The following is a 19,168-nucleotide window of genomic DNA, read 5'->3' as shown; positions in this document are numbered from 1 at the left end:
AAGTTCATGGCTGCGGGGTTTCCCGGAAGCGGAAGCCCAGTCCGGGCCGGTCCGCCAGGGCCACCCTGCTGTTGGCGAACCGCACCGGCGACGGGCCGGCCAGGATCCCCAACTGTTCGAAGGATGCCTCCTCGACGTCCTCCACCATGGTGGGCTCCGCCAGGGTCAGGGCCAGCTGCCCGGACAGTTCGGGCAGCAGGTGCGGCATGACCTTGATGCTATTGGTCCGTGCCAGCTCAACGATCCGCCGGAACGGGGTAATGCCGCCCACCCGGATGATGTTGGGCTGGATGATGTCCACCGCCTCCGCCTCTATGAAATCGCGGAACCGGTAGATGGTGTGCAGGTTTTCGCCAAGGGCGATGGGCACGGGCGAGTGCTTCCGGAGCCTGCGGTAGGCCCAGAGATCGTCCGCGCGGATGGGTTCCTCCAGCCATTCCAGCCCGAATTCGGCCAGCACATCGAGGGCCCGGAAGGTGGTGGGCAGGTCCCACCGCTGGTTTGCGTCGATCATGAGCCTGCGGTCCGGGCCCAGGACGGAGCGGACGGCGGCAACGCGTTCGCGGTCCTCGCGGAGGTCCGGTTTGCCCACCTTGATCTTCACTGCCTGGTGGCCGGCGGCAACCCAGCGTTCAGCCTGTGCCACCAGCTCGTCCAGGGTGTAGTGCAGGTTCACGCCGGAGCCGTAAACCTCGGCTGATTCCTGCCGCTGGCCCAGCAGGCCGGTGACCGATGTCCCGGCACGGCGGGCCTGCAGGTCCCACAGCGCAAGGTCCACACCAGCCATGGCGATGGTGGTGAGCCCTCCGCCGCCGGCCTCGTGCAGCCGCTTCCAGAGCACGTCCCACACGCCCCCGGGGGTGGCGGGCAGACCGGCGATGAAAGGGGCGATGTCGTGATCAAGCAGCGCCTTGACTGCCTGGGGACCGATGGTGGGCGTCCAGGAGAAACCAAAGCCCGTGCCGCCGTCGTCCGTGTGAACCTCCGTGGCGATCACGTGGTTCTCCGGCGCCTCTGCGCCCCAGCTGCGGCGCAGCGGAACGGTGAGGAGCCGCGTCGACAGGCCGGTGATGCGCGGAACGGTACGGACGGCTTCGGCCGCCGGTGCGCCCATCAGTGCCCGGCCAGCTCGTAACCCTTGGCCAGGATGGCCTTGAGCTCCACGAGCTGTTCCTCCGTGGGGTCCACCAGCGGCGGGCGGACGGAACCCACCGGCATTCCGCCCAGCCGGAGGCCCGCCTTGATCAGGGAAACGCCGAAGCCGGGGGTCTGGTCCCGCAGGCGTACCAGGGGTGCGTAGAAGCCCTCAAGGAGGGCGTTGCGCCGTTCCTCGTCTCCGGCAGCGTAGGCATCGTAGTAGGCCTTGGCGATCTCCGGGGCCATGGCGAAAGCCGCCGAGGAGTACAGCGGGATGCCCAGACCGCGGTACGCGCCCTGCGTCAGTTCGGCGGTGAGCAGGCCGTTGAAGAAGGCGAAGTCCTCGCGGCCCGTTGCCTTGACCGCGGACACGATTTCCTGGGCGAGGCCCACGTCGCCAAGACCATCCTTGAAACCGATGACCTTGGGGTTGGCGGCGAGCTTGGCCATTGATATCGCAGTGAATTTGGCGTTGCCGCGGTGGTACACGATGACCGGCAGGCTGCTGGCGTTGGCCACGGCCTCGATGTAGGCCACCAGTCCGTCCGTGGGGCCGGTGACCAGGTACGGCGGAAGCACCAGCAGCGCGTCGGCGCCTGCTTCCTCGGCAGCCCGGGCGGCTGCGAGGGCGTGGCCCAGGGGTCCGCCCGCACCGGCCACCACAGGGACTCGTCCGGCAACGACCTCGACGGCGGCCGCCACCACGGTGCGGACCTCCCCGATGCTGAGGGCGTGGAATTCGCCGGTGCCGCAGGCGGGGAAGACGCCGCCCGGGCCGAAAGGCAGCCGGGAGCTGATGTGTTCCTTGAGCAGTTCCACGTCAACGGCACCTTCGGCCGTGAACGGGGTGACGGGGAAGAACAGTACGCCGTCGAATTTCATGATGTCTCCTTGCCTCCGGCGCTGGCGGTAACCAGCGTGGAAGCCTCGTCGTTGAGGGTTGGGTGGGACTTGAGTTCTGTGCGCCAGCTGCGCTTGGGCTGCCAGCCGAGCAGTTCCCGGGCCTTGGCAATGGAGAACGCCGGGTTGGTTCCGGTCAGGCCGGCGCTGAGCGCTTCGCTTCCCGGCAGGAATTTTGGCATCAGCTCCGCCAGGGGCGCGGTGGCCAGTGCGTCGGCTGCCCCTACGAAGAAGGTTTCCCCGTTCGGAATGTCTGCCATTTTCTGCAGCAGCAGGTCCAGGAAATCAGCCACATCCCGGGCGTCCACGTAGTTGAACAGCGCCGGAGCGGAGAGGGCGGGGTCGGCCAGGCGTTCGGCGAGCGTGTGCCCCTGCTGGGTGGGGGCACCGTCCCATTCCTCCGGCGAGATGACAAAGCAGGGACGAAACGCCGCGTACCGGATCTTCTCTCCCTGCGCCGTGGCGAACATCTGCATGGTCTGCTCGGCGATGAGCTTGGACAGCGCGTAGGCGTTCCAGGGCTTGGGCGGCGTGCGCTCGTCCAACGGGAACGACGGCGGCAGCCACCCCGCCGGGCATCCGTAGCCCAGGACCGTGGGGCTGCTGGCGGTGACGATTTTGCCAACGCCCAGTTCCGTTGCGGCGCTGATGACCGCGAAGGCGAGCCGGGTGTTGGTGGCGAAAATGACGTCCTCGGGTGCGCTGAACGGTACCGCGATCGCCGCAAGGTGGATGACGGCGTCGGGCCTTGCATCCCGAAGGAGGCGCAGTGCCTCGCCCGGCGCCAGGAGGTCCGCGGTCTCCTGGACGACGCCGGCCGGCAGGAGCCCGGCGGGGACGGCGTCACGGTCAACCGAGACCACCTCATGGCCCGCCTGGGCCAGCCCCGCCACCACGCTGCGGCCAAGGCGGCCCGCGCCGCCGGTCACGAATATCCTGCTCATGGTTTTTCCTCTACTTGGCGCGGCGAAGATCGACGCCGAGGTCCAGGTCCTCGACCCGGACGGGCAGGGACGATTCCAGGGAGCGGTTGCCTGCGATGCCCACGGACACTGAACGCAGGCCGTCCAGGTAACCGGAGGGCCGGCCCAGGGGGTCCTCGCCCGGTCCGTTGAAGAGGTCCGACAGCAGCAGTTCGTCACCGCCGCCGTGCCCGCCTTCGCCGTTGACGATCGGCACCTCGTACGCGGCCTCCCAGTGGCGCTGGACCACCAGCCGCTCGCCGTTGCGGCGCACGGCGTCCTCTTCCTCCACCGGGGTCGCGGAAGGGTCCACGACGGTTTTCTGGTCGGTGCTGTGCAGGACGGCGGCGCGTTCCACCACTTCAAGCTCCGCCCGGCCCTCGGTGCCGTTGACCCCCACCCGGTAGCCTTCCCAGGGGCTGTGCGCGTTCAGCGAGTAGCTCAGGCGCGGCCCACCCTGGTACTCCACCACCAGGGCCAGGTTGTCCTCAATGGTGATGCCGGCGGTGAAGACATCCTGGTCGCGGCGGTAGCCGTCGTAGTGTTCGTTGTCCAGGAACAGTGCCTTGAGCCGCTCGTCCTCGCGCAGGTCCAGCGCGAAGGGGTCCTTCGCGCCGGCGGGGGCATCGGCGTCGGGCGTTCCCCGTTCCGGGCGTGGGCCAAGGCCGCGCTCGGCAGCGTTCTTGTCGCCATAGAACTTCAGGCCACCGGAAGCGAAGACCCGCTCCGGGACGTCGTCGATCCACCAGTTGACCAAGTCAAAGTGGTGCGACGCCTTGTGGATGAGCAGCCCGCCGGAGTTCTTCTTCTCACGGTGCCAGCGGCGGAAGTAGTCCGCGCCGTGGACGGTGTCCAGGACCCAGCTGAAGTCGACGGACGTGACTTTGCCGATCACGCCGCTCTGGATGATTTCCTTGAGCGCGCTGTTGCGGGGCGAGTAGCGGTAGTTGAACGTGACCACCACGTTCCGGCCGGTTTCCTGGACGGCCTGGGTGATGCGGCGGCAGCCTTCGGCATCGATGGTCAGTGGCTTTTCGACCACGACATCCGCTCCGGCACGAAGACCCTCAACAATATAGTCCGCATGGGTGTAGTCCGGGGTAGTGACAATAATCCGGTCGATGCCGTTGGCCTGGATAAACGCTGTCAGGTCCGCGGGATCAAAGGACGCCACCGGTCCCGGCGCGCCCAGTTCCTGGATGAGCTTCTGGTAAAACTCCACGCGTCCGGGATTCACGTCGGAGAACGCCACCAGTTCGGCGGTGTCGGCGTGCTTGCCGAAGATGGCCCGGATGTACATCTCGGAGCGGCCACCGGTGCCGATCAGGGCGATGCGGGTCTTCCCGCCGTCCTTGGCAGTGGCCTGGGCGGCAGCTGCGGCCGACGTCGTCTCGGCTGTGTTGACCATGGGGGTCCCTTTCGAAAGCTCATTGAACGGCCGTGGGAACGGCGGCTGTGGATCAGCGGCGGCACTCTGCTGCACCCGTTGGAAAAGCAGGCGAGAAAGCGTTTTCTCAGTTGTCTATAAAAGTTGTACCAACCCCGCGGGGCATTCGTCAACCATTTCCCGCGCTGAGGGAAAGCGCTTTCTTCGCTCCCGGCGCAGGACATCTGCCGGCGGTCCGGGAAAACGGCTGGGAAAAGCATAGAAATCGCTTTCCTACGCCCGTATATGCTGTCTTTCAAAGCAGGTTGCCATCACGGCCGGCCGCCCGGGCACCAACCGGTCGCGGCAGCTCCGGCGGATGGCGCAAACGAAGGGTTCCCCATGGCCAGGAAATCGGCAAGCGGCAGGATCGGCATCGCAGATGTCGCCGTGAAGGCGGGAGTCTCCCATGCCACCGTTTCGCGTGTCATGAACGGAAACTTCACCGTGGACCCGGACATTGCCGCCAGGGTCCGTGCAGCGGCCGCCGAACTGAAGTACCAGCCCAATCCCGTGGGCCGCAGCCTGGCCCTGGGCAAGACGGACACCATCGGCATTGTGGTGCCGGACCTGGCCAACCCCACCTTCCAGGCGATCCTCCGCGGCCTGAGCCGGGCAGCCGCCCAGGACGGTTACCGCGTGCTCATCGCGGACTCATTCGAAGTGTCCAGCGAGGAGTCCATCCTCGCGGGCGAGGCGCGCCGGCGCTGCGACGGGCTGGTCCTGTGCGCCCCGCGCATGTCCGATGCGGAACTGGAGGAGATCGCACCCTCGCTGCACCCGCTGGTGCTGATCAACCGCACCACCTCCACGCCGAACGTGCCCAGCTTGGTGGTGGACTACGGCCAGGGCGTCCAGGACATCGCGGGGCACCTTGTGGAATTGGGCCACACCCGCCTGGCCTTCCTCGCGGGCCCGCCCCGCAGCGCCTCCAATGAGATGCGGCTCAAGGGCCTGGAGGCCTTCAGGGCCGCCCACCCCGAGGTGGAGGTGACCATGCTGGAGGGCGGCTCCGACTTCGACACCGGGCACGAAGCGGTGGATGCCGTCCTGGCGAGCGGGGCCACAGGCATCCTGGCCTTCAATGACCTGGTGGCAATGGGCCTGATGAGCGGACTGCATGAGCGCGGCCTGGACGTCCCCGGAGACATTTCCGTGACCGGCTTCGATGACATCCCCTTCGCCAGGTACACGACGCCGGCCCTCACCACCGGCGCGGTCCCCATCACCGAACTGGGCGAGCAGGCCTGGCACCAGCTCCGGGCGCTGATCCGGAAGGAAGGCAATGCGTCCACGGGCAGCCGCTACCAGCCGAGGCTGGAAGTGCGGGCCAGCACCGGGCCGGCCAAGGCGCCGCGCAGCACGGTCCACGGCTGAGCCTTTCTCTACGCTGCGCCCAGGTTTATCCCTCGCCCAGCCCGGCCTCTTTGTAGAATCCCTCGATGTGGGCCGCCACGAGTTCCGCGGCCCGGGCGCCGTCGCCATTCCTGACCGCAGCGAGGATGGCGTGGTGTTCGGTGCGCAGGCGCGACGCTGTGGCTTCCCAGTCCGGCAAGGTGGCCGTGAGTTCGGCAGCGTAGCCTTGGATGGCTTCCCGGAGCGACCCCATCATGGCACTGACCACCGCATTGCCGGCGGCGTTGGCCAGGGCCAGGTGGAACCGGACATCGAGGGCCAGGAAATCGCTGGCCGAAAGCCCGTCCGGGGCATCCATGGCCGCCAGGAGCGCGGCCGCCCCGTCAAGTTCGGGTGCGTCCTGCGGGGCTTTCGCCGCAGCCCATGACTCCAGCAGGACCCGCGTTTCCACGATGTCCGCCACGGGCAGGTGCTGGGTGGCCACGTGCAGCCGCAGGGCGGATCCCAGCGCCGCGGTGGGGTCCGAAATCACCACCGTCCCGGCTTCCGGCCCGGACCCGACGCCCGCGCGGACCACTCCCATTGCCTCCAGAATCCGGATCGCCTCGCGGACCGATGTGCGGGAGACCTTGAGCTGTTCGGCCAAGGTGCGCTCCGCCGGCAGCCTTCCACCCACGGCCAACCGGCCGGCCGAGAGTTGGTCCTCGATCCAGGACAGGACCAGCTGATGGGTACGCATAGGCCAATGGTACTTGATGTGGTTGGACCACATCACCTAGAGTGTGGTTGGACCATAGGAGGACCCATGACGCATACCATCCAGCCCAACAACCCTGAGGCGACCCCGGCGCCGGACACCACCGACATCCCCGCAGCGCCGGCACCCGCCCCGGCACCGTCGTCGTCCGCGCTGCCCGCAGCCTTGAAGCGCCGCATTCCCAAGTACTCGGACCTGGCGCCGCTGATGCAGTTCAAGAAGCCGGAGTTCAGCAAGGAGGCGCGGCTGAAGCGGGCCAGCACCATCTGGGAACTCCGCGACATCGCCAAGCGCCGCACCCCCAAGGCGCCTTTCGACTACACCGACGGCGCGGCTGAAGAGGAGATCACGCTCCGCCGCGCCCGCCAGGCCTTCCTGGACATCGAGTTCCGGCCGGGCATCCTGCGGAACGTCTCCGCCATCGACCTCAGTACGGAGATCCTGGGAAAGCCCTCGCGGCTTCCCGTTGGCATCGCACCGACAGGGTTCACCCGGATGATGCAGTCCGAGGGCGAATACGCAGGGTCGCAGGCAGCGGCGGCCGCAGGCATCCCCTACACCCTGTCCACCATGGGCACCGCCTCGATCGAGGACGTCGCCGCTGCCGCACCCAACGGGCGCAACTGGTTCCAGCTGTACCTGTGGACGGACCGGGACCGGTCGCTGGAACTGATCGAGCGCGCAGCCAGGGCGGGCAACGACACCCTCATGGTGACCGTGGACACTGCCGTGGCCGGCGCCCGCCTGCGCGACGTCCGCAACGGCATGACCATCCCGCCGGCGCTCACGGTGAAGACCGTCCTGGATGCCTCCTACCGGCCGGCCTGGTGGTTCAACTTCCTCACCCACGAGCCGCTCACGTTCGCCTCGCTCTCCCGCTACACCGGCACCGTGGCCGATCTCATCAACTCCATGTTCGATCCCACCCTCACGTTCGAGGACCTGGACTGGCTGCGCGAAACCTGGAAAGGCAAGCTGGTGGTCAAGGGCATCCAGACCGTTGAGGACGCCCGCAAGGTAGTGGACCACGGCGCCGACGGCGTGGTCCTGTCCAACCACGGCGGCCGCCAGCTGGACCGGGCCCCCATCCCGTTCCACCTGCTGCCCGGGGTCAAGGAGGCCTTCACGGCGGACAACACCGATGCCGCCATCATCCTGGACACCGGGATCATGAGCGGCGCGGACATCGTGGCCGCCCTGGCCCTGGGCGCGGACTTCACCCTGATCGGCCGCGCCTACCTCTACGGCCTGATGGCCGGCGGACGGGCGGGAGTGGACCGCACCCTGCAGATCCTCGAGAAGGACATGGCGCGGACCATGGCGCTGCTGGGCGTCAGCAAGGTGTCCGAACTCACCCCGGACCACGTGCGCCTGCTGGCCAAGTAGGCTGCGCTTACCGCTCCGCGGGGATTACTTCTTGCGGCCGAACTTAGGGAGGTTGGGCAGGTTCGCCAGCAGGTCGGCGGCCTTGGTGGCAGCGCGGCCAACAGTCCTGCCGATTTGCTGGGGCACGCTGTCATCGCTCAAAGGGGCGGCCGTCCCGCCGGGAATCACGACGGCGGGGCTCAGCTCGGCGCCTTCGCGCACCAGGACGGGCGCCGGGACTTCCTCCCGGGTCTGCGACGCGCCTGGCCCGGCAGCGCCGGCGGCCCGGGACAGGGAGGGGGCCGCGGCGGCGACGCCTTCGGTCAGGTGGGCAGCGCCCGCTGTGGCACTGCCCGCCTGGGCCGGGACTGCCTGACCCGGGATTTCCTGATGATGGCCACGCGGTGCCGTGGCGGCTTTGGTGCCAGGGCCGACGTCGAACGTCTCCAGCCAGCTGGCGATGCCCTCCAGCGGCCCGCGGTTCAACGCGTAGTACCGCTTCTGGCCTTGGGCCCGCATGCTGACCAGCTGTGCTTCACGAAGGACTTTCAGGTGCTTGGAAATGGTGGGCTGGCTCGCCGCCAGTTCCTCCACCAGCTCCCCCACGGCCTTGTCTCCTGCCCGGAGGGCCACCAGGATATCCCGCCGGGTGGATTCCGCTATGACGGCAAATACGTCGTCTGTCACCATGCCTCCCACCCTAGCGACATATGCCCCGAAAGGCATCAACTATTTCGGCCGCCAGGGAGCCTAGTCGAACCATGGGTCCAGCCCATGCAGCGGGAACACTGCCCTGCGGGTGGCCATGACAGTGCGGTCCACGGCGTCGTTGGGGTCGAAGCCCACTTCCCAGGACCGCCACCACAGCTCCACGTCATCCCCCATGAGGGCCGGCGCCTCCCTGCCGAACTTCTCCGTCACATACTGCCGCCAGTCCCCGGGCACGGGCGTCCGCAGCGGCACGGGCCGTCCGGCGGCGATGGCCACCAGGTGGCTCCAGGCCCGCGGCACCACGTCCAGCACGTTGTAGCCGCCGCCGCCGGTGGCGATCCACCGGCCACCGCAGTAGCGCTCGGCCAGATGCCCGACGGCGTTCGCTGCCTCCCGCTGTCCGTCCACGCTGAGGTTGAGGTGCGTCAGGGGATCGCTGCGGTGTGAATCGCAGCCGTGCTGGCTCACGATCACCTCGGGTTCGAAGGCGCCCACCAGTTGCGGCACCACGGCGTAGAAGGCGCGGAGCCACCCGGCGTCACCGGTGCCCGCAGGCAGGGCAACATTCACTGCGGTTCCTTCTGCCGCCGGGCCGCCGATCTCGTTGGCGAACCCGGTCCCGGGAAAGAGGGTCAGCCCTGTCTCATGCAGCGAGAGGGTGAGGACCCGGGGATCATCCCAGAAGATGTTCTGGGTGCCGTCCCCGTGGTGGGCGTCGACGTCGATGTAGGCCACTTTGCGTACGCCGCCGTCGAGCAGCTTCTGCACCGCAACCGCTGCGTCGTTGTAGATGCAGAATCCGCTGGCACGGTCCCGGGACGCGTGGTGCATGCCGCCGCCGAAGTTGACGGCGTGGACGGCCGACCCCTCCAGCACGCGCGATGCCGCCAGCAGGGAGCCGCCGGCCAGGCGTGCCGCGGCCTCATGCATGCCGGCGAACGCGGGATCGTCCTCAGTTCCCAGCCCCCGGGACTCGTCCGGCCGGGAGGGGTCCGTGCTGACACGGCGGACCGCCGCCACGTATTCCGGCGAGTGAACGGACTGCAGGTCGGCGTCCGAGGCCACCTCCGGCGCCGCGACATCAACATGGTCCAGGTCGAACAGACCCAGGCTGCGGGCAAGGCGGGCCGTCAGGTCCATCCGCTCCGGCGCCATGGGGTGGCCCGGACCAAAGTTGTAGGCTGTCATGTCAGGACTCCACGCCACCATCGTTGGCGGCGCGGGCTGGCTGAGGCCGGGCAGGTATGTCATCAATCACAGGCTACCCGAGCCCGCACGGCCGCCCACCCGGCCATGACGCGGGCTTTAGTGGTTTACTACTGGGGGAAGCCGTTACAACCGAGGAAAAGCCACACATGACCCAGAGCCAGTCGAGGCCCCGGACGCCGGCCACCTGGCACCCCCCGGCGCAGGAGCGGGAGGGCCTCCGGGTCCTCACGCGGCTGCGCGACTTCATTGACGACATTGCCAACACCACACCCGCACGGCTGGCGCTGACGGCGTTCGCCGCCGTCTGCACGGTGTTCACGTTCCTGCTGTCCCTGCCGGTCTCCTCAGCTGACGGAACCCCCACGCCTATCCACCAGGCGCTGTTCACCGCGGTCTCTGCGGTGTGCGTCACGGGGCTCACGGTGGTGTCGACGGCGGTCCACTGGTCCTTCTTCGGCCAGCTGGTGATCCTGGTGGGCATCTTCATCGGCGGCTTGGGCACCTTGACGCTGGCGTCGTTGCTGGCACTGATGGTGAGCAAGCGGCTGGGTGTCCGGGGCAAGATCATCGCGGCGGAGTCCATGAACAACGCCGGGCGCCTGGGCGAGGTGGGCACCCTGCTGCGGATCGTCATCACCACGTCCGTGGTCATCGAGGGTGTCCTGGCGCTCGCGCTGGTCCCCCGGTTCCTCACCCTGGGTGAGCCCTTCTGGCAGTCGGTGTGGCACGGTATTTTCTATGCCATCTCGTCGTTCAACAACGCCGGCTTCACGCCGCACTCGGACGGGATCGTGCCCTACGAGACGGACCTCTGGATCCTGATCCCCCTCATGGTGGGGGTCTTCATGGGCAGCCTGGGATTCCCCGTGGTGATGGTCCTGCAGCAGAACGGCCTGAACTGGAAGAAGTGGAATCTCCACACCAAGCTCACCATCCAGGTTTCCCTGATCCTCCTGGCGGCAGGGGCGTTCCTGTGGGCGCTGATGGAGTGGGACAACGCCCGGACCATCGGCACCATGAGCGTGGGCGACAAGATCACCCACGCGCTCTTCGCGTCCGTGATGACGCGTTCGGGCGGATTCAACCTGGTGGACCAGAACCAAATGGACTCCACCACTATGCTGCTGACCGATGCCCTGATGTTTGCCGGCGGCGGCTCCGCCTCCACGGCCGGCGGCATCAAGGTGACCACCATCGCCGTCATGTTCCTGGCCATCGTCGCCGAGGCCCGTGGCGACGCCGACGTCAAGGTCTACGGCCGGACCATCCCGCAGGGCAGCATGCGGGTGGCCATCTCTGTGATCGTCGCCGGCGCCACCCTGGTTTCCGTGTCGGCTTTCCTGCTGCTGCACATCAGCGGCCAGTCACTTGACCGTGTGTTGTTCGAAACCATCTCCGCGTTCGCCACGGTGGGACTCAGCACCAACCTCAGCGCGGAGGTGCCGCCCGCCGGCGTCTACGTCCTCACGGCGCTGATGTTCGCGGGCCGCGTGGGTACCGTTACCCTCGCCGCTGCCCTGGCCCTGCGCCAGCGCAGCCAGTTGTACCACTATCCCGAAGAGAGGCCGATCATTGGCTAGTTCCACAGACGCCCCCCGGCGCCCCGCCCACAATGCCCCTGTACTGGTGATCGGGCTGGGCCGCTTCGGATCATCCACGGCTGAACAGCTGGTGAAGCAGGGCCGGGAAGTCCTCGCGATCGAACGGGACCGGAACCTGGTGCAGAAATGGGCGCCCCTCCTGACCCACGTGGTGGAGGCGGACGCCACCAACATCGATGCGCTCCGCCAGCTCGGCGCCCAGGAGTTCAGCTCCGCCGTCGTGGGTGTGGGCACCTCCATCGAATCCTCCGTGCTGATTACCGTCAACCTGGTGGACCTCGGCATCGAGCACCTGTGGGTGAAGGCCATTACGCCCTCCCACGGCAAGATCCTGACCCGCATCGGCGCCAACCACGTGATCTACCCGGAAGCCGACGCCGGTGTCCGCGCCGCGCACCTGGTCTCCGGGCGCATGCTGGACTTCATCGAGTTCGACGACGACTTTGCCATCGTGAAAATGTACCCGCCGCGCGAAACCGTGGGTTTCACCCTGGACGAGTCAAAGGTCCGTTCCAAGTACGGCGTGACCATTGTGGGCGTGAAGTCCCCCGGCGAGGACTTCACCTATGCCCGGCCCGAGACCAAGGTGTCCTCCCGCGACATGCTCATCGTCTCCGGCCACGTGGACCTGCTCGAACGGTTCGCCGCGCGGCCCTAGCCGAGCTGCCTGGTAATCTCCGCTGCCCGGTCGGCTGCCGCGCGGGCACCGGCCGCAATGATGGCCGGGATGCCCTGTTCGTCGAAGGTGGCAATGGCGCGTTCGGTGGTGCCGTTGGGGCTGGTCACGGCTTTGCGCAGCGCTGCCGGGTCCGCTCCGGGCTGGGCGAGCATGAGGCCCGCACCGGCAACCGTTTCGCGCGCCAGCAACAGGGACAACTCCCGGTCCAGGCCCAGTTCCTCCCCGGCGGACGCCATGGCCTCGGCGAGGTAGAAAGCGTAGGCCGGGCCGGACCCGCTGATGGCGGAGAGCGCGTCCACCTGCTCCTCCGGGACCTCCACCACGGTGCCTGCGCCCTGGAGGATGTCCTTGACCTTCTGGAGCTGCCCAGGGCTGCAGTGGGTTCCTGGCGAGACGGACACGACGCCGCGCCCCAGTTTTGCCGGCGTGTTGGGCATGGTCCGGATGACCGGCTGCCCTTCCGGGAGGGCTGCCTCGAGTTGGGCGATCGAGACCGCGGCGGCGACGCTGACCACCACGGTGTCCGGCGAAAGTGCCGGGCTGATCTCCCGGGCAAGGTCCGCGATGCCCACCGGCTTGACGCCAAGGATGACGACGGCGGACCCCTTGGTGGCTTGCCTGTTGTTGTCAGGTTCCTCCTCGCCGGCAATGGCAGTGATCCCCGGGTAGCGCTCGGCCAGCTCGGATGCACGCTCCGCGCGGCGGACCGTGGCCACCACATCCCCGGGATCCGTCCCTGCCTCCAGCAGGCCGCCAAGAATGGCCTCGTTCATGGATCCACAGCCAAGGAATGCGATTCGGTTGCTCATGCCTCCATCATTGCAGGAGGCAGGCATTCACAGGCAACTCCCATCTTCACCGCAGGCAGCACACAACTTGCGGTCCTAACGTAGTTATTACCTCATTGAGGGTGCGAGTGATGCGGCAGGCATGGGGATGCCTGCCAGGGCACCGGCGGCGCGGCGACAGGTTTTCCCCCATTTTCCTGTTGCCCGCCCCGGTGCTTCCGCTTTTAACGGCCGCGGCAGCGGGGGCGTTGGGCCCCTAGACCGGTGCTTCCACCGGCCGGGAAGCGGCCACATGCGGTGCCGGCTCCAGCGGACCGGAAAATACCAGCTGGTCCAGGCGCCGGAGGATGAGGCCTTCACGCAGTGCCCAGGGGCAGATGCGGAGCTTCTTGAACTTGAACATCTCAAGCGCGGCTTCGGCCACCAGCGCGCCGGCCAGGAGCTGATGGGCCCGCGCCTCGGAGACGCCGGGAAGGTGCAGCCTGTCCTCCGAGCTCATGGCCGAGATCCGCTGGGTCCAGATCCCCAGGTCCGAGGCGTGCAGTTCCCGTTTGACGTACGGGCCCTCAGCGCTGGGGGCAGCCCCGGCGATCCGGGCCAGGGAGCGGAAGGTCTTGGAGGTGCCGGCCACCACATTGGCCCGGCCCAGGCCGTCGAACCCGCGGACGGCGGGCTTGAGCGTCGCCCTGATATAGCGCCGGAGTTCCTTGACGCTTTTGGCCGACGGCGGATCCTCGGCGAGCCAGTCCCGGGTGAGGCGGCTTGCGCCGAGCGGCACGGACGTGGCCACTTCGGGGAGCTCGTCCTGGCCGAAAGCCATTTCAAAGGAACCGCCGCCGATGTCCAGGTTCAGGATGGGTCCGGCGCCCCACCCGTGCCAGCGCCGCACCGCGAAGAACGTCATGGACGCTTCCTCGCTTCCGGTGAGTTCCTGGAGGGTCACCGTGGTTTCGTGCTTGACCCGGGCCAGCACTGCCGGGCCGTTGGTGGCCTCGCGGATGGCTGACGTACAGAAGGCCAGCAGGTCCTCGGCCTTGTGCCGGGCAGCAAATTCCCACGCTTCCAGCACGAACTCGGTCAGCTCGTGCTGGCCCTCGTCGCTGATGCTGCCGTCCGGCTCCAGGTACTGGACCAGGGACAGCGGCCGCTTGTGGGACGCGAACGGGACCGGCTGCGCACCGGGGTGGGCATCCACCAGGAGCAGATGGACAGTATTGGAACCGATATCGAGGACGCCTAGACGCATGGGGACATTATTGCTCGTCAGCGCGCTTGAAGTCGCGCCTGATGTTGGCCACGCCTTCGGGGTTGATCTCGAAACCATAGGCAGCACCGGGGTTGATCACCATGCCGAGTTCATCGCCAAGGTTGGCGATGATGGCGGCGCCCTGGGTGCCCAGCACGTTGGGTGCAGCTTCCAGGTACTGCTGGTCCACCCGGCTCGGGTGCGAGAACACGGCAAGGACGGGGTCGCCGTCGGCGTTGGCAAGGACCAGGGGCTCCACCTGGGAGTCGATGCCCTCAACCGTGTCCGAGCTGATGATGTAGACCTCGCTGTTCAGGAACGACAGGATGACGTCCACGGGGTTCGCGTCGGGTTGTCCGCCGGTGGCGAGCTTCTCTTCGAGGTCGTTGAGCGGCTGGAGGTCCGTGTGCGCTGGCTGTTCAGTCATACGACTAGCCGATCACGATCCGGTGGCCGGCGCAAACGCGCCGGCCACGGGCTACTTCTTCGCCGTTGCCTTCTTCTTGGCCGGAGCCTTGCGGGTGGCGGTCCGCTTGACCGGACCCTTGGCGCGTTTCTCGGCCAGGAGTTCCACGGCCTGTTCGCGCGTCAGTTCCTCGAGGGGCGTGGCCCGCGGAACCGTGATGTTGGTGATCCCGTCGGTGATGTAGGGGCCGAACCGGCCTTCCTTCACCACGATGTTCTTCTCGGACACCGGGTCCGGGCCGAACTCTGCCAGCGGCGGAACCGCGGCGCGGGCGCCCCGCTGCTTGGGCTGGGAGTAGATCTCCAGCGCCTGCTCCAGCGTGATGGTGAAGATTTCCTCTTCCGAGCCGATGGACCGGGAGTCGGTTCCCTTCTTCAGGTACGGGCCGAACCGGCCGTTCTGCACCGTGATGAGGTTGCCCTCGGCGTCCTCGCCCAGGACGCGGGGCAGGCTCATGAGCTGCAGTGCCTCGTCCAGCGTGACCGATTCGACGGTCATGGATTTGAACAGCGAACCGGTGCGCGGCTTGGCCTTGACCGGCTTCTTGGGCGGCTTGGGCTTGCCGTTCTTGTAGTACTCCACCGGCTGCGCCGCAATTTGTTCCTCGGTCATCTCCGGGATGATTTCGGTGACGTAGGCGCCGTAGCGGCCGTTCTTGGCAACAACGGTGTGGCCCGTGTGCGGGTCGGTGCCCAGCACACGTTCCTCCGGCGCCGCCGTCTCCATCAGTTCGATGGCCTTGGCGGCGGTGAGCTCGTCGGGGGCCAGGTCCTCGGGCACATTGGCGCGCGCCGATTCGACGATTTCGCCGGTCTTCGGGTCCACCACTGCCGCCGAGCTTTCCAGGTAGGGGCCAAACTTGCCCACCCGGAGGGTGATGTCGTCTGTGATGGGGATCGAGTTGATTTCCCGGGCATCGATCTCGCCCAGGTTGTTCACGATGCTCAGCAGGCCGGGGTCGGGGTCCTCGCCGAAGTAGAAGTGCCGCAGCCATGACGCGCCGGCTTCCTGGCCGTTGGCGATCTTGTCCAAATCGCCTTCCATGTCGGCGGTGAACTCGTAGTCCACGTAGTCGGAGAAGTGCTGCTCCAGGAGCCGGATGACCGAGAAGGCGATCCAGCTGGGCACCAGCGCGGAGCCCTGCTTCCGGACGTAGCCGCGGTCCTGGATGGTGGAGATGGTGGAGGCGTAGGTGGACGGGCGGCCGATGCCCTTCTTTTCCAGTTCCGCGGTCAGGGATGCTTCGGTGTAGCGCGGAGGCGGGGAGGTCTCATGGCCCACGGCCTGGATGTCCGCAGCGGTGAGGGCGTCGCCCTTGGCCACGTTGGGCAGGCGGCGCGCTTCGTCGGAGTCGTCGTCGCCGCGCGTCTCGTCCTTGCCTTCCTCGTAGGCGGCGAGGAAGCCGGGGAAGGTAATCACGGTGCCGGAGGCGGAGAATTCCGCGTCCCGCCCGTCGGTGGCCACGGCACCCAGGCGGATGGTCGCCGTCGAACCCTTGGCGTCGCCCATCTGGGAGGCGACGGTGCGCTTCCAGATCAGTTCGTACAAACGGAATTCGTCGCCCGACAGCTGCTTGGCCACCTGGGCCGGGGTGCGGAACGAGTCGCCGGCGGGGCGGATGGCCTCGTGTGCCTCCTGCGCGTTCGCTGCCTTGCCGGTGTACACGCGCGGTGACTGCGGGATGTACTCGGGGCCGTACAGCTCCGAAGCCTGCCGGCGGGCAGCGGTGATGGCTTCGTCACTCAGCGCGGAGGAGTCCGTACGCATATAGGTGATGTAGCCGTTTTCATACAGCCGCTGGGCGATCTGCATGGTGCTCTTGGAGGAGAAGCGCAGCTTCCGGCCCGCCTCCTGCTGCAGCGTGGAGGTGGTGAACGGCGCCGCGGGACGCCGGGTGTACGGCTTGGTGTCAACGGAGCGGACCCGGAACTCCGCATCCTGCAGCCCTGCCGCCAGGGACGTTGCCAGTTCCTCGTTGAGGTGGGCCACGTTCCGGGAAGTGAGTTCGCCGTTGTCGTTGAAATCGCGGCCCGTGGCCACCTTGGCGCCGTCAACGGCGGCAAGCTTGGCCTTAAAGGAGCCGGAGTCGGCACCGAACTGGCCGGTCAGGTCCCAGTAGGAGGCTGCCTTGAAGGCCATGCGTTCGCGTTCACGGTCCACCACCATGCGTGTGACCACGGACTGCACGCGCCCGGCGGACAGTCCCCGCGCCACCTTGCGCCACAGCACGGGGGAGATTTCGTAGCCGTAGAGCCGGTCAAGCACGCGGCGGGTTTCCTGGGCATCCACCAGGTCCTGGTCCACGTCGCGCAGGTTGCCCATGGCGCGCTGGATGGCTTCCTTGGTGATTTCGCCGAACGTCATCCGGTACACCGGGACCTTGGGCTTCAGCACTTCCAGCAGGTGCCACGCGATGGCTTCGCCTTCGCGGTCCCCATCGGTTGCGAGATAGAGTTCGTCGGCGTCCTTGAGCGCAGCCTTGAGCTCGGTCACCTTTTTCTTCTTGTCCGGGGACACCACGTAGTACGGCTTGAAGTCGTGCTCAATGTCCACGGCGAACTTGCCCACCGAGGTCTTCTTCAGCTCGGCAGGGAGTTCGGACGGCTGCGGCAGGTCGCGGATGTGACCAATGGAGGCCTCAACGATGAAGCCCTCGCCGAGGTACTTGGCGATGGTCTTGCTCTTGGCCGGAGACTCCACAATCACGAGTTTCTTGCCGGTTTTGGCCTTGCTTGGCACTGTGCTCCTACAGAAAAAGGTTGCTGGGGCAGATGAGCCCATGTTCGCCTAGTTCACCATATTTTGGGGAATCGTGCGCATTCATGTGGAAAAGACGGGGTTCCGGCGAGCGTCTTAGGGGGCCTCCCGTCAGGCTGGGCTCCCTGCCGGAACGAGGAAGCCGTCGCGGACCAGGTTGGCCACGTCGGCGAGCAGCGCACCCTGGAAGGATCCGGCGTCGAACCCTTCCTCCCCGTCCCCGCCGGCGTCCAGGGCCCCACCCAGGAGGGCCTCCAGGGCACCGGCGATCTGACCGGCGGTGAGGTCGCCGTCGCACGCGGACACGAAGCCCGCCAGCTCGGTGCTCATCAGGTTGGTGCGCCGAAGCCCGGCACCCTGCCGGAGCAGGATCACGCCCGGGTGTTCGGCACCGGGGCGCTGGTGGCGCTCCTCGGTGACGTCGTCGGCCACCAGCAGGTGCGTGCCGGCAAGATCATGCGCGGCCAGCCAGTCGCTGCGTTCGACGGCGGCACCCAGGTGGGGTCCGATGGGCTGCTCGATGGGGTAGCTGATTTCCTCGAAACGGCTGATGGCGGCCGGGCCGCCGTGTGCGGGGCGCCGCAGCCACACCATGCCGAAACCGATCCCTGCCACGTTCCGGGAGGCGAAGTCGTCAAGGTAGGCGGCGTACGCGTCCCGGTAGTGCTGCCGGTCCCGGGATTCCGAGGCGTCCTGCAGCCAGGTTTCGGCATATTGTTCCGGGCTGACCTGCTCGCGCTGGATAAACCATGCGTCAGTTCCCGCCCGCACCCACGACTTTGGCCGCTCGTCCCAGCCAGAGCCGGCCGGGACTTCCCAGTTGCCCAGCATCTGTGCCGAACCGCCGGGGGCCAGGATCCCGGGCAGGTCTGCCACCAGGGATGCGACGATGTCATCGCCAGGGAGGCCGCCGTCGCGGTAGGTGAACTGGTCTGCGGCATCCTCGCCGGAACTGCGCGGGGTGATGACGAACGGCGGGTTGGAGACCACCAGCCCGAATTCCTCACCGGTTACAGGCTCCAGGAGGGAACCCAGGCGCAGGCTCACCCGGTCCTCGAGCCGGTCGGGATCGACGGACAGCGCCTCTGCATTGAGCAGGATGTTGAACCGGGCGTAGGCCAGGGCTCGCTCGGAGATGTCGGTGGCGGTCACGTGCTGGCAGTGGTGGAGCAGGTGGAAGGCCTGGATGCCGCAGCCGGTTCCCAGGTCCAGGGCGCGCTCGGTGTGGCGGCGGATGGTGGTCTGCACCAGGGTGGTGGAGGCCTGCCCGATGCCCAGGACGTGGTCGTGCCGCAGCACCCCGGCCTGCTGGTGGGCGGCAAGGTCGCTGGCCACCCACAGCTCGGCGCCGCCGCTGCCGTCGTCATTCCTGTCCCATCCGTACGGCCGCAGGTCGGCCTTGGCGGTGAGCAGGCCCGAGCCGGGAACGGGCTGTACCAGCCCAAGCTCGAGGAGGCCTTCCACGCCTGTGCCCGGCAGGGCGGCGTCGAGCGTTTCCCGTTCCTGGGGCTCGGCAAGGAGCCACAGACGGACGACGGCGGCAAGCGGCGCTGCTTGGTTGTCCTGCCGCACTGCCCGCTCGGCAGCGAGCAGCGCGGGGATGATCTGGTCCCGGTTCAGTGCCGCGGAGGCGGTGGGGCCAAGCAGCCGGGCGACGCCGTCGAGCGTGTAATCGAGGCGGCGGAGGTCTGCGGCGAGCGCCGCCAGCAGGCCGGGAAGGTCGCTGCGGGGAGCGTCGGGGGTGTTGCCGGCGGTGAACTCGTGAGGGGATCTAGGCACCGCTCAAGTTTAGTCCGGCCTGCCTGCGC

At 67.5% G+C, this 19,168-nt stretch carries 16 protein-coding genes; 4 read left to right on the top strand and 12 right to left on the bottom strand.

Features of this window, described 5'->3' with window-relative positions:
• Positions 1 to 4: 4 nt before the first annotated feature.
• From AC6JAM_RS12400 to AC6JAM_RS12385, 4 genes are read right to left on the bottom strand one after another with little or no spacing between them, the layout of a single operon-like run.
• On the bottom strand, positions 5 to 1,114 hold the full coding sequence (locus tag AC6JAM_RS12400) for a mandelate racemase/muconate lactonizing enzyme family protein (RefSeq protein ID WP_497934780.1): 1,110 nt from the start codon (positions 1,112 to 1,114) through the stop codon (positions 5 to 7).
• Positions 1,114 to 2,019 carry a 5-dehydro-4-deoxyglucarate dehydratase gene (locus AC6JAM_RS12395; protein WP_497934779.1) on the bottom strand — a complete coding sequence of 302 codons (906 nt, stop codon included), beginning with the start codon at positions 2,017 to 2,019 and terminating at the stop codon, positions 1,114 to 1,116. Before AC6JAM_RS12395 ends, AC6JAM_RS12400 begins: the two co-directional genes overlap by 1 nt.
• On the bottom strand, positions 2,016 to 2,981 hold the full coding sequence (locus AC6JAM_RS12390; RefSeq protein ID WP_018768936.1) for an NAD-dependent epimerase/dehydratase family protein: 966 nt from the start codon (positions 2,979 to 2,981) through the stop codon (positions 2,016 to 2,018). Before AC6JAM_RS12390 ends, AC6JAM_RS12395 begins: the two co-directional genes overlap by 4 nt.
• Positions 2,982 to 2,991: 10 nt before the next feature.
• Entirely contained in the window at positions 2,992 to 4,407 is a 1,416-nt protein-coding gene (locus AC6JAM_RS12385; RefSeq protein ID WP_497934778.1) for a Gfo/Idh/MocA family protein, read from the bottom strand.
• Between the two features lie 360 nt (positions 4,408 to 4,767).
• Here AC6JAM_RS12385 and AC6JAM_RS12380 point away from each other — a divergent pair, with 360 nt between their 5' ends.
• Entirely contained in the window at positions 4,768 to 5,802 is a 1,035-nt protein-coding gene (locus AC6JAM_RS12380) for a LacI family DNA-binding transcriptional regulator (RefSeq protein WP_018768938.1), read from the top strand.
• Positions 5,803 to 5,827: 25 nt separating this feature from the next.
• Here the strand turns inward: AC6JAM_RS12380 and AC6JAM_RS12375 are convergent, their stop codons facing one another.
• Positions 5,828 to 6,520, bottom strand: a complete 693-nt coding sequence (locus tag AC6JAM_RS12375) for a FadR/GntR family transcriptional regulator (RefSeq protein WP_056393107.1) — start codon at positions 6,518 to 6,520, stop codon at positions 5,828 to 5,830.
• Positions 6,521 to 6,586: 66 nt separating this feature from the next.
• On the opposite strand from AC6JAM_RS12375, the gene AC6JAM_RS12370 reads away from it, so the two are divergent.
• Positions 6,587 to 7,924 (top strand): alpha-hydroxy acid oxidase, encoded by a 1,338-nt coding sequence (locus AC6JAM_RS12370; protein WP_056392608.1) that lies wholly within the window; start codon positions 6,587 to 6,589, stop codon positions 7,922 to 7,924.
• A gap of 24 nt (positions 7,925 to 7,948) precedes the next feature.
• Here the strand turns inward: AC6JAM_RS12370 and AC6JAM_RS12365 are convergent, their stop codons facing one another.
• Together AC6JAM_RS12365 and AC6JAM_RS12360 are read right to left on the bottom strand one after the other, a co-directional pair.
• Positions 7,949 to 8,593 (bottom strand): ArsR/SmtB family transcription factor, encoded by a 645-nt coding sequence (locus AC6JAM_RS12365; RefSeq protein ID WP_056392605.1) that lies wholly within the window; start codon positions 8,591 to 8,593, stop codon positions 7,949 to 7,951.
• 60 nt (positions 8,594 to 8,653) lie between these two features.
• Entirely contained in the window at positions 8,654 to 9,865 is a 1,212-nt protein-coding gene (locus AC6JAM_RS12360; RefSeq protein ID WP_497934777.1) for an acetoin utilization protein AcuC, read from the bottom strand.
• Between the two features lie 104 nt (positions 9,866 to 9,969).
• On the opposite strand from AC6JAM_RS12360, the gene AC6JAM_RS12355 reads away from it, so the two are divergent.
• Positions 9,970 to 11,403 (top strand): TrkH family potassium uptake protein, encoded by a 1,434-nt coding sequence (locus AC6JAM_RS12355; protein WP_018768943.1) that lies wholly within the window; start codon positions 9,970 to 9,972, stop codon positions 11,401 to 11,403.
• Positions 11,396 to 12,082, top strand: coding sequence for a potassium channel family protein (locus tag AC6JAM_RS12350; RefSeq protein WP_026265713.1), 687 nt, complete (start codon positions 11,396 to 11,398; stop codon positions 12,080 to 12,082). The genes AC6JAM_RS12355 and AC6JAM_RS12350 overlap by 8 nt, the downstream gene beginning before the upstream one ends.
• Here AC6JAM_RS12350 and proC read toward each other — a convergent pair.
• The 5 genes from proC to AC6JAM_RS12325 all read right to left on the bottom strand — a co-directional run bounded on the left by proC (position 12,079) and on the right by AC6JAM_RS12325 (position 19,139).
• Positions 12,079 to 12,912 carry a pyrroline-5-carboxylate reductase gene (gene proC / locus AC6JAM_RS12345; RefSeq protein ID WP_018768945.1) on the bottom strand — a complete coding sequence of 278 codons (834 nt, stop codon included), beginning with the start codon at positions 12,910 to 12,912 and terminating at the stop codon, positions 12,079 to 12,081. The genes AC6JAM_RS12350 and proC overlap by 4 nt on opposite strands.
• A 235-nt stretch (positions 12,913 to 13,147) precedes the next feature.
• Positions 13,148 to 14,137, bottom strand: a complete 990-nt coding sequence (locus AC6JAM_RS12340; protein ID WP_018768946.1) for a Ppx/GppA phosphatase family protein — start codon at positions 14,135 to 14,137, stop codon at positions 13,148 to 13,150.
• Between the two features lie 7 nt (positions 14,138 to 14,144).
• Positions 14,145 to 14,564 (bottom strand): SseB family protein, encoded by a 420-nt coding sequence (locus AC6JAM_RS12335; RefSeq protein ID WP_018768947.1) that lies wholly within the window; start codon positions 14,562 to 14,564, stop codon positions 14,145 to 14,147.
• A 51-nt stretch (positions 14,565 to 14,615) separates the two neighbouring features.
• Positions 14,616 to 17,342, bottom strand: a complete 2,727-nt coding sequence (topA, locus tag AC6JAM_RS12330) for a type I DNA topoisomerase (protein WP_497934775.1) — start codon at positions 17,340 to 17,342, stop codon at positions 14,616 to 14,618.
• Positions 17,343 to 17,471: 129 nt separating this feature from the next.
• Positions 17,472 to 19,139 carry a DUF7059 domain-containing protein gene (locus AC6JAM_RS12325; protein ID WP_497934774.1) on the bottom strand — a complete coding sequence of 556 codons (1,668 nt, stop codon included), beginning with the start codon at positions 19,137 to 19,139 and terminating at the stop codon, positions 17,472 to 17,474.
• Positions 19,140 to 19,168 lie beyond the last annotated feature (29 nt).

It is taken from the genome of Arthrobacter sp. GmRoot5-12 (assembly GCF_059739365.1).
Note: the sequence above shows the minus strand (reverse complement) of the source record. Positions and strands in the feature narration are given on the sequence as shown.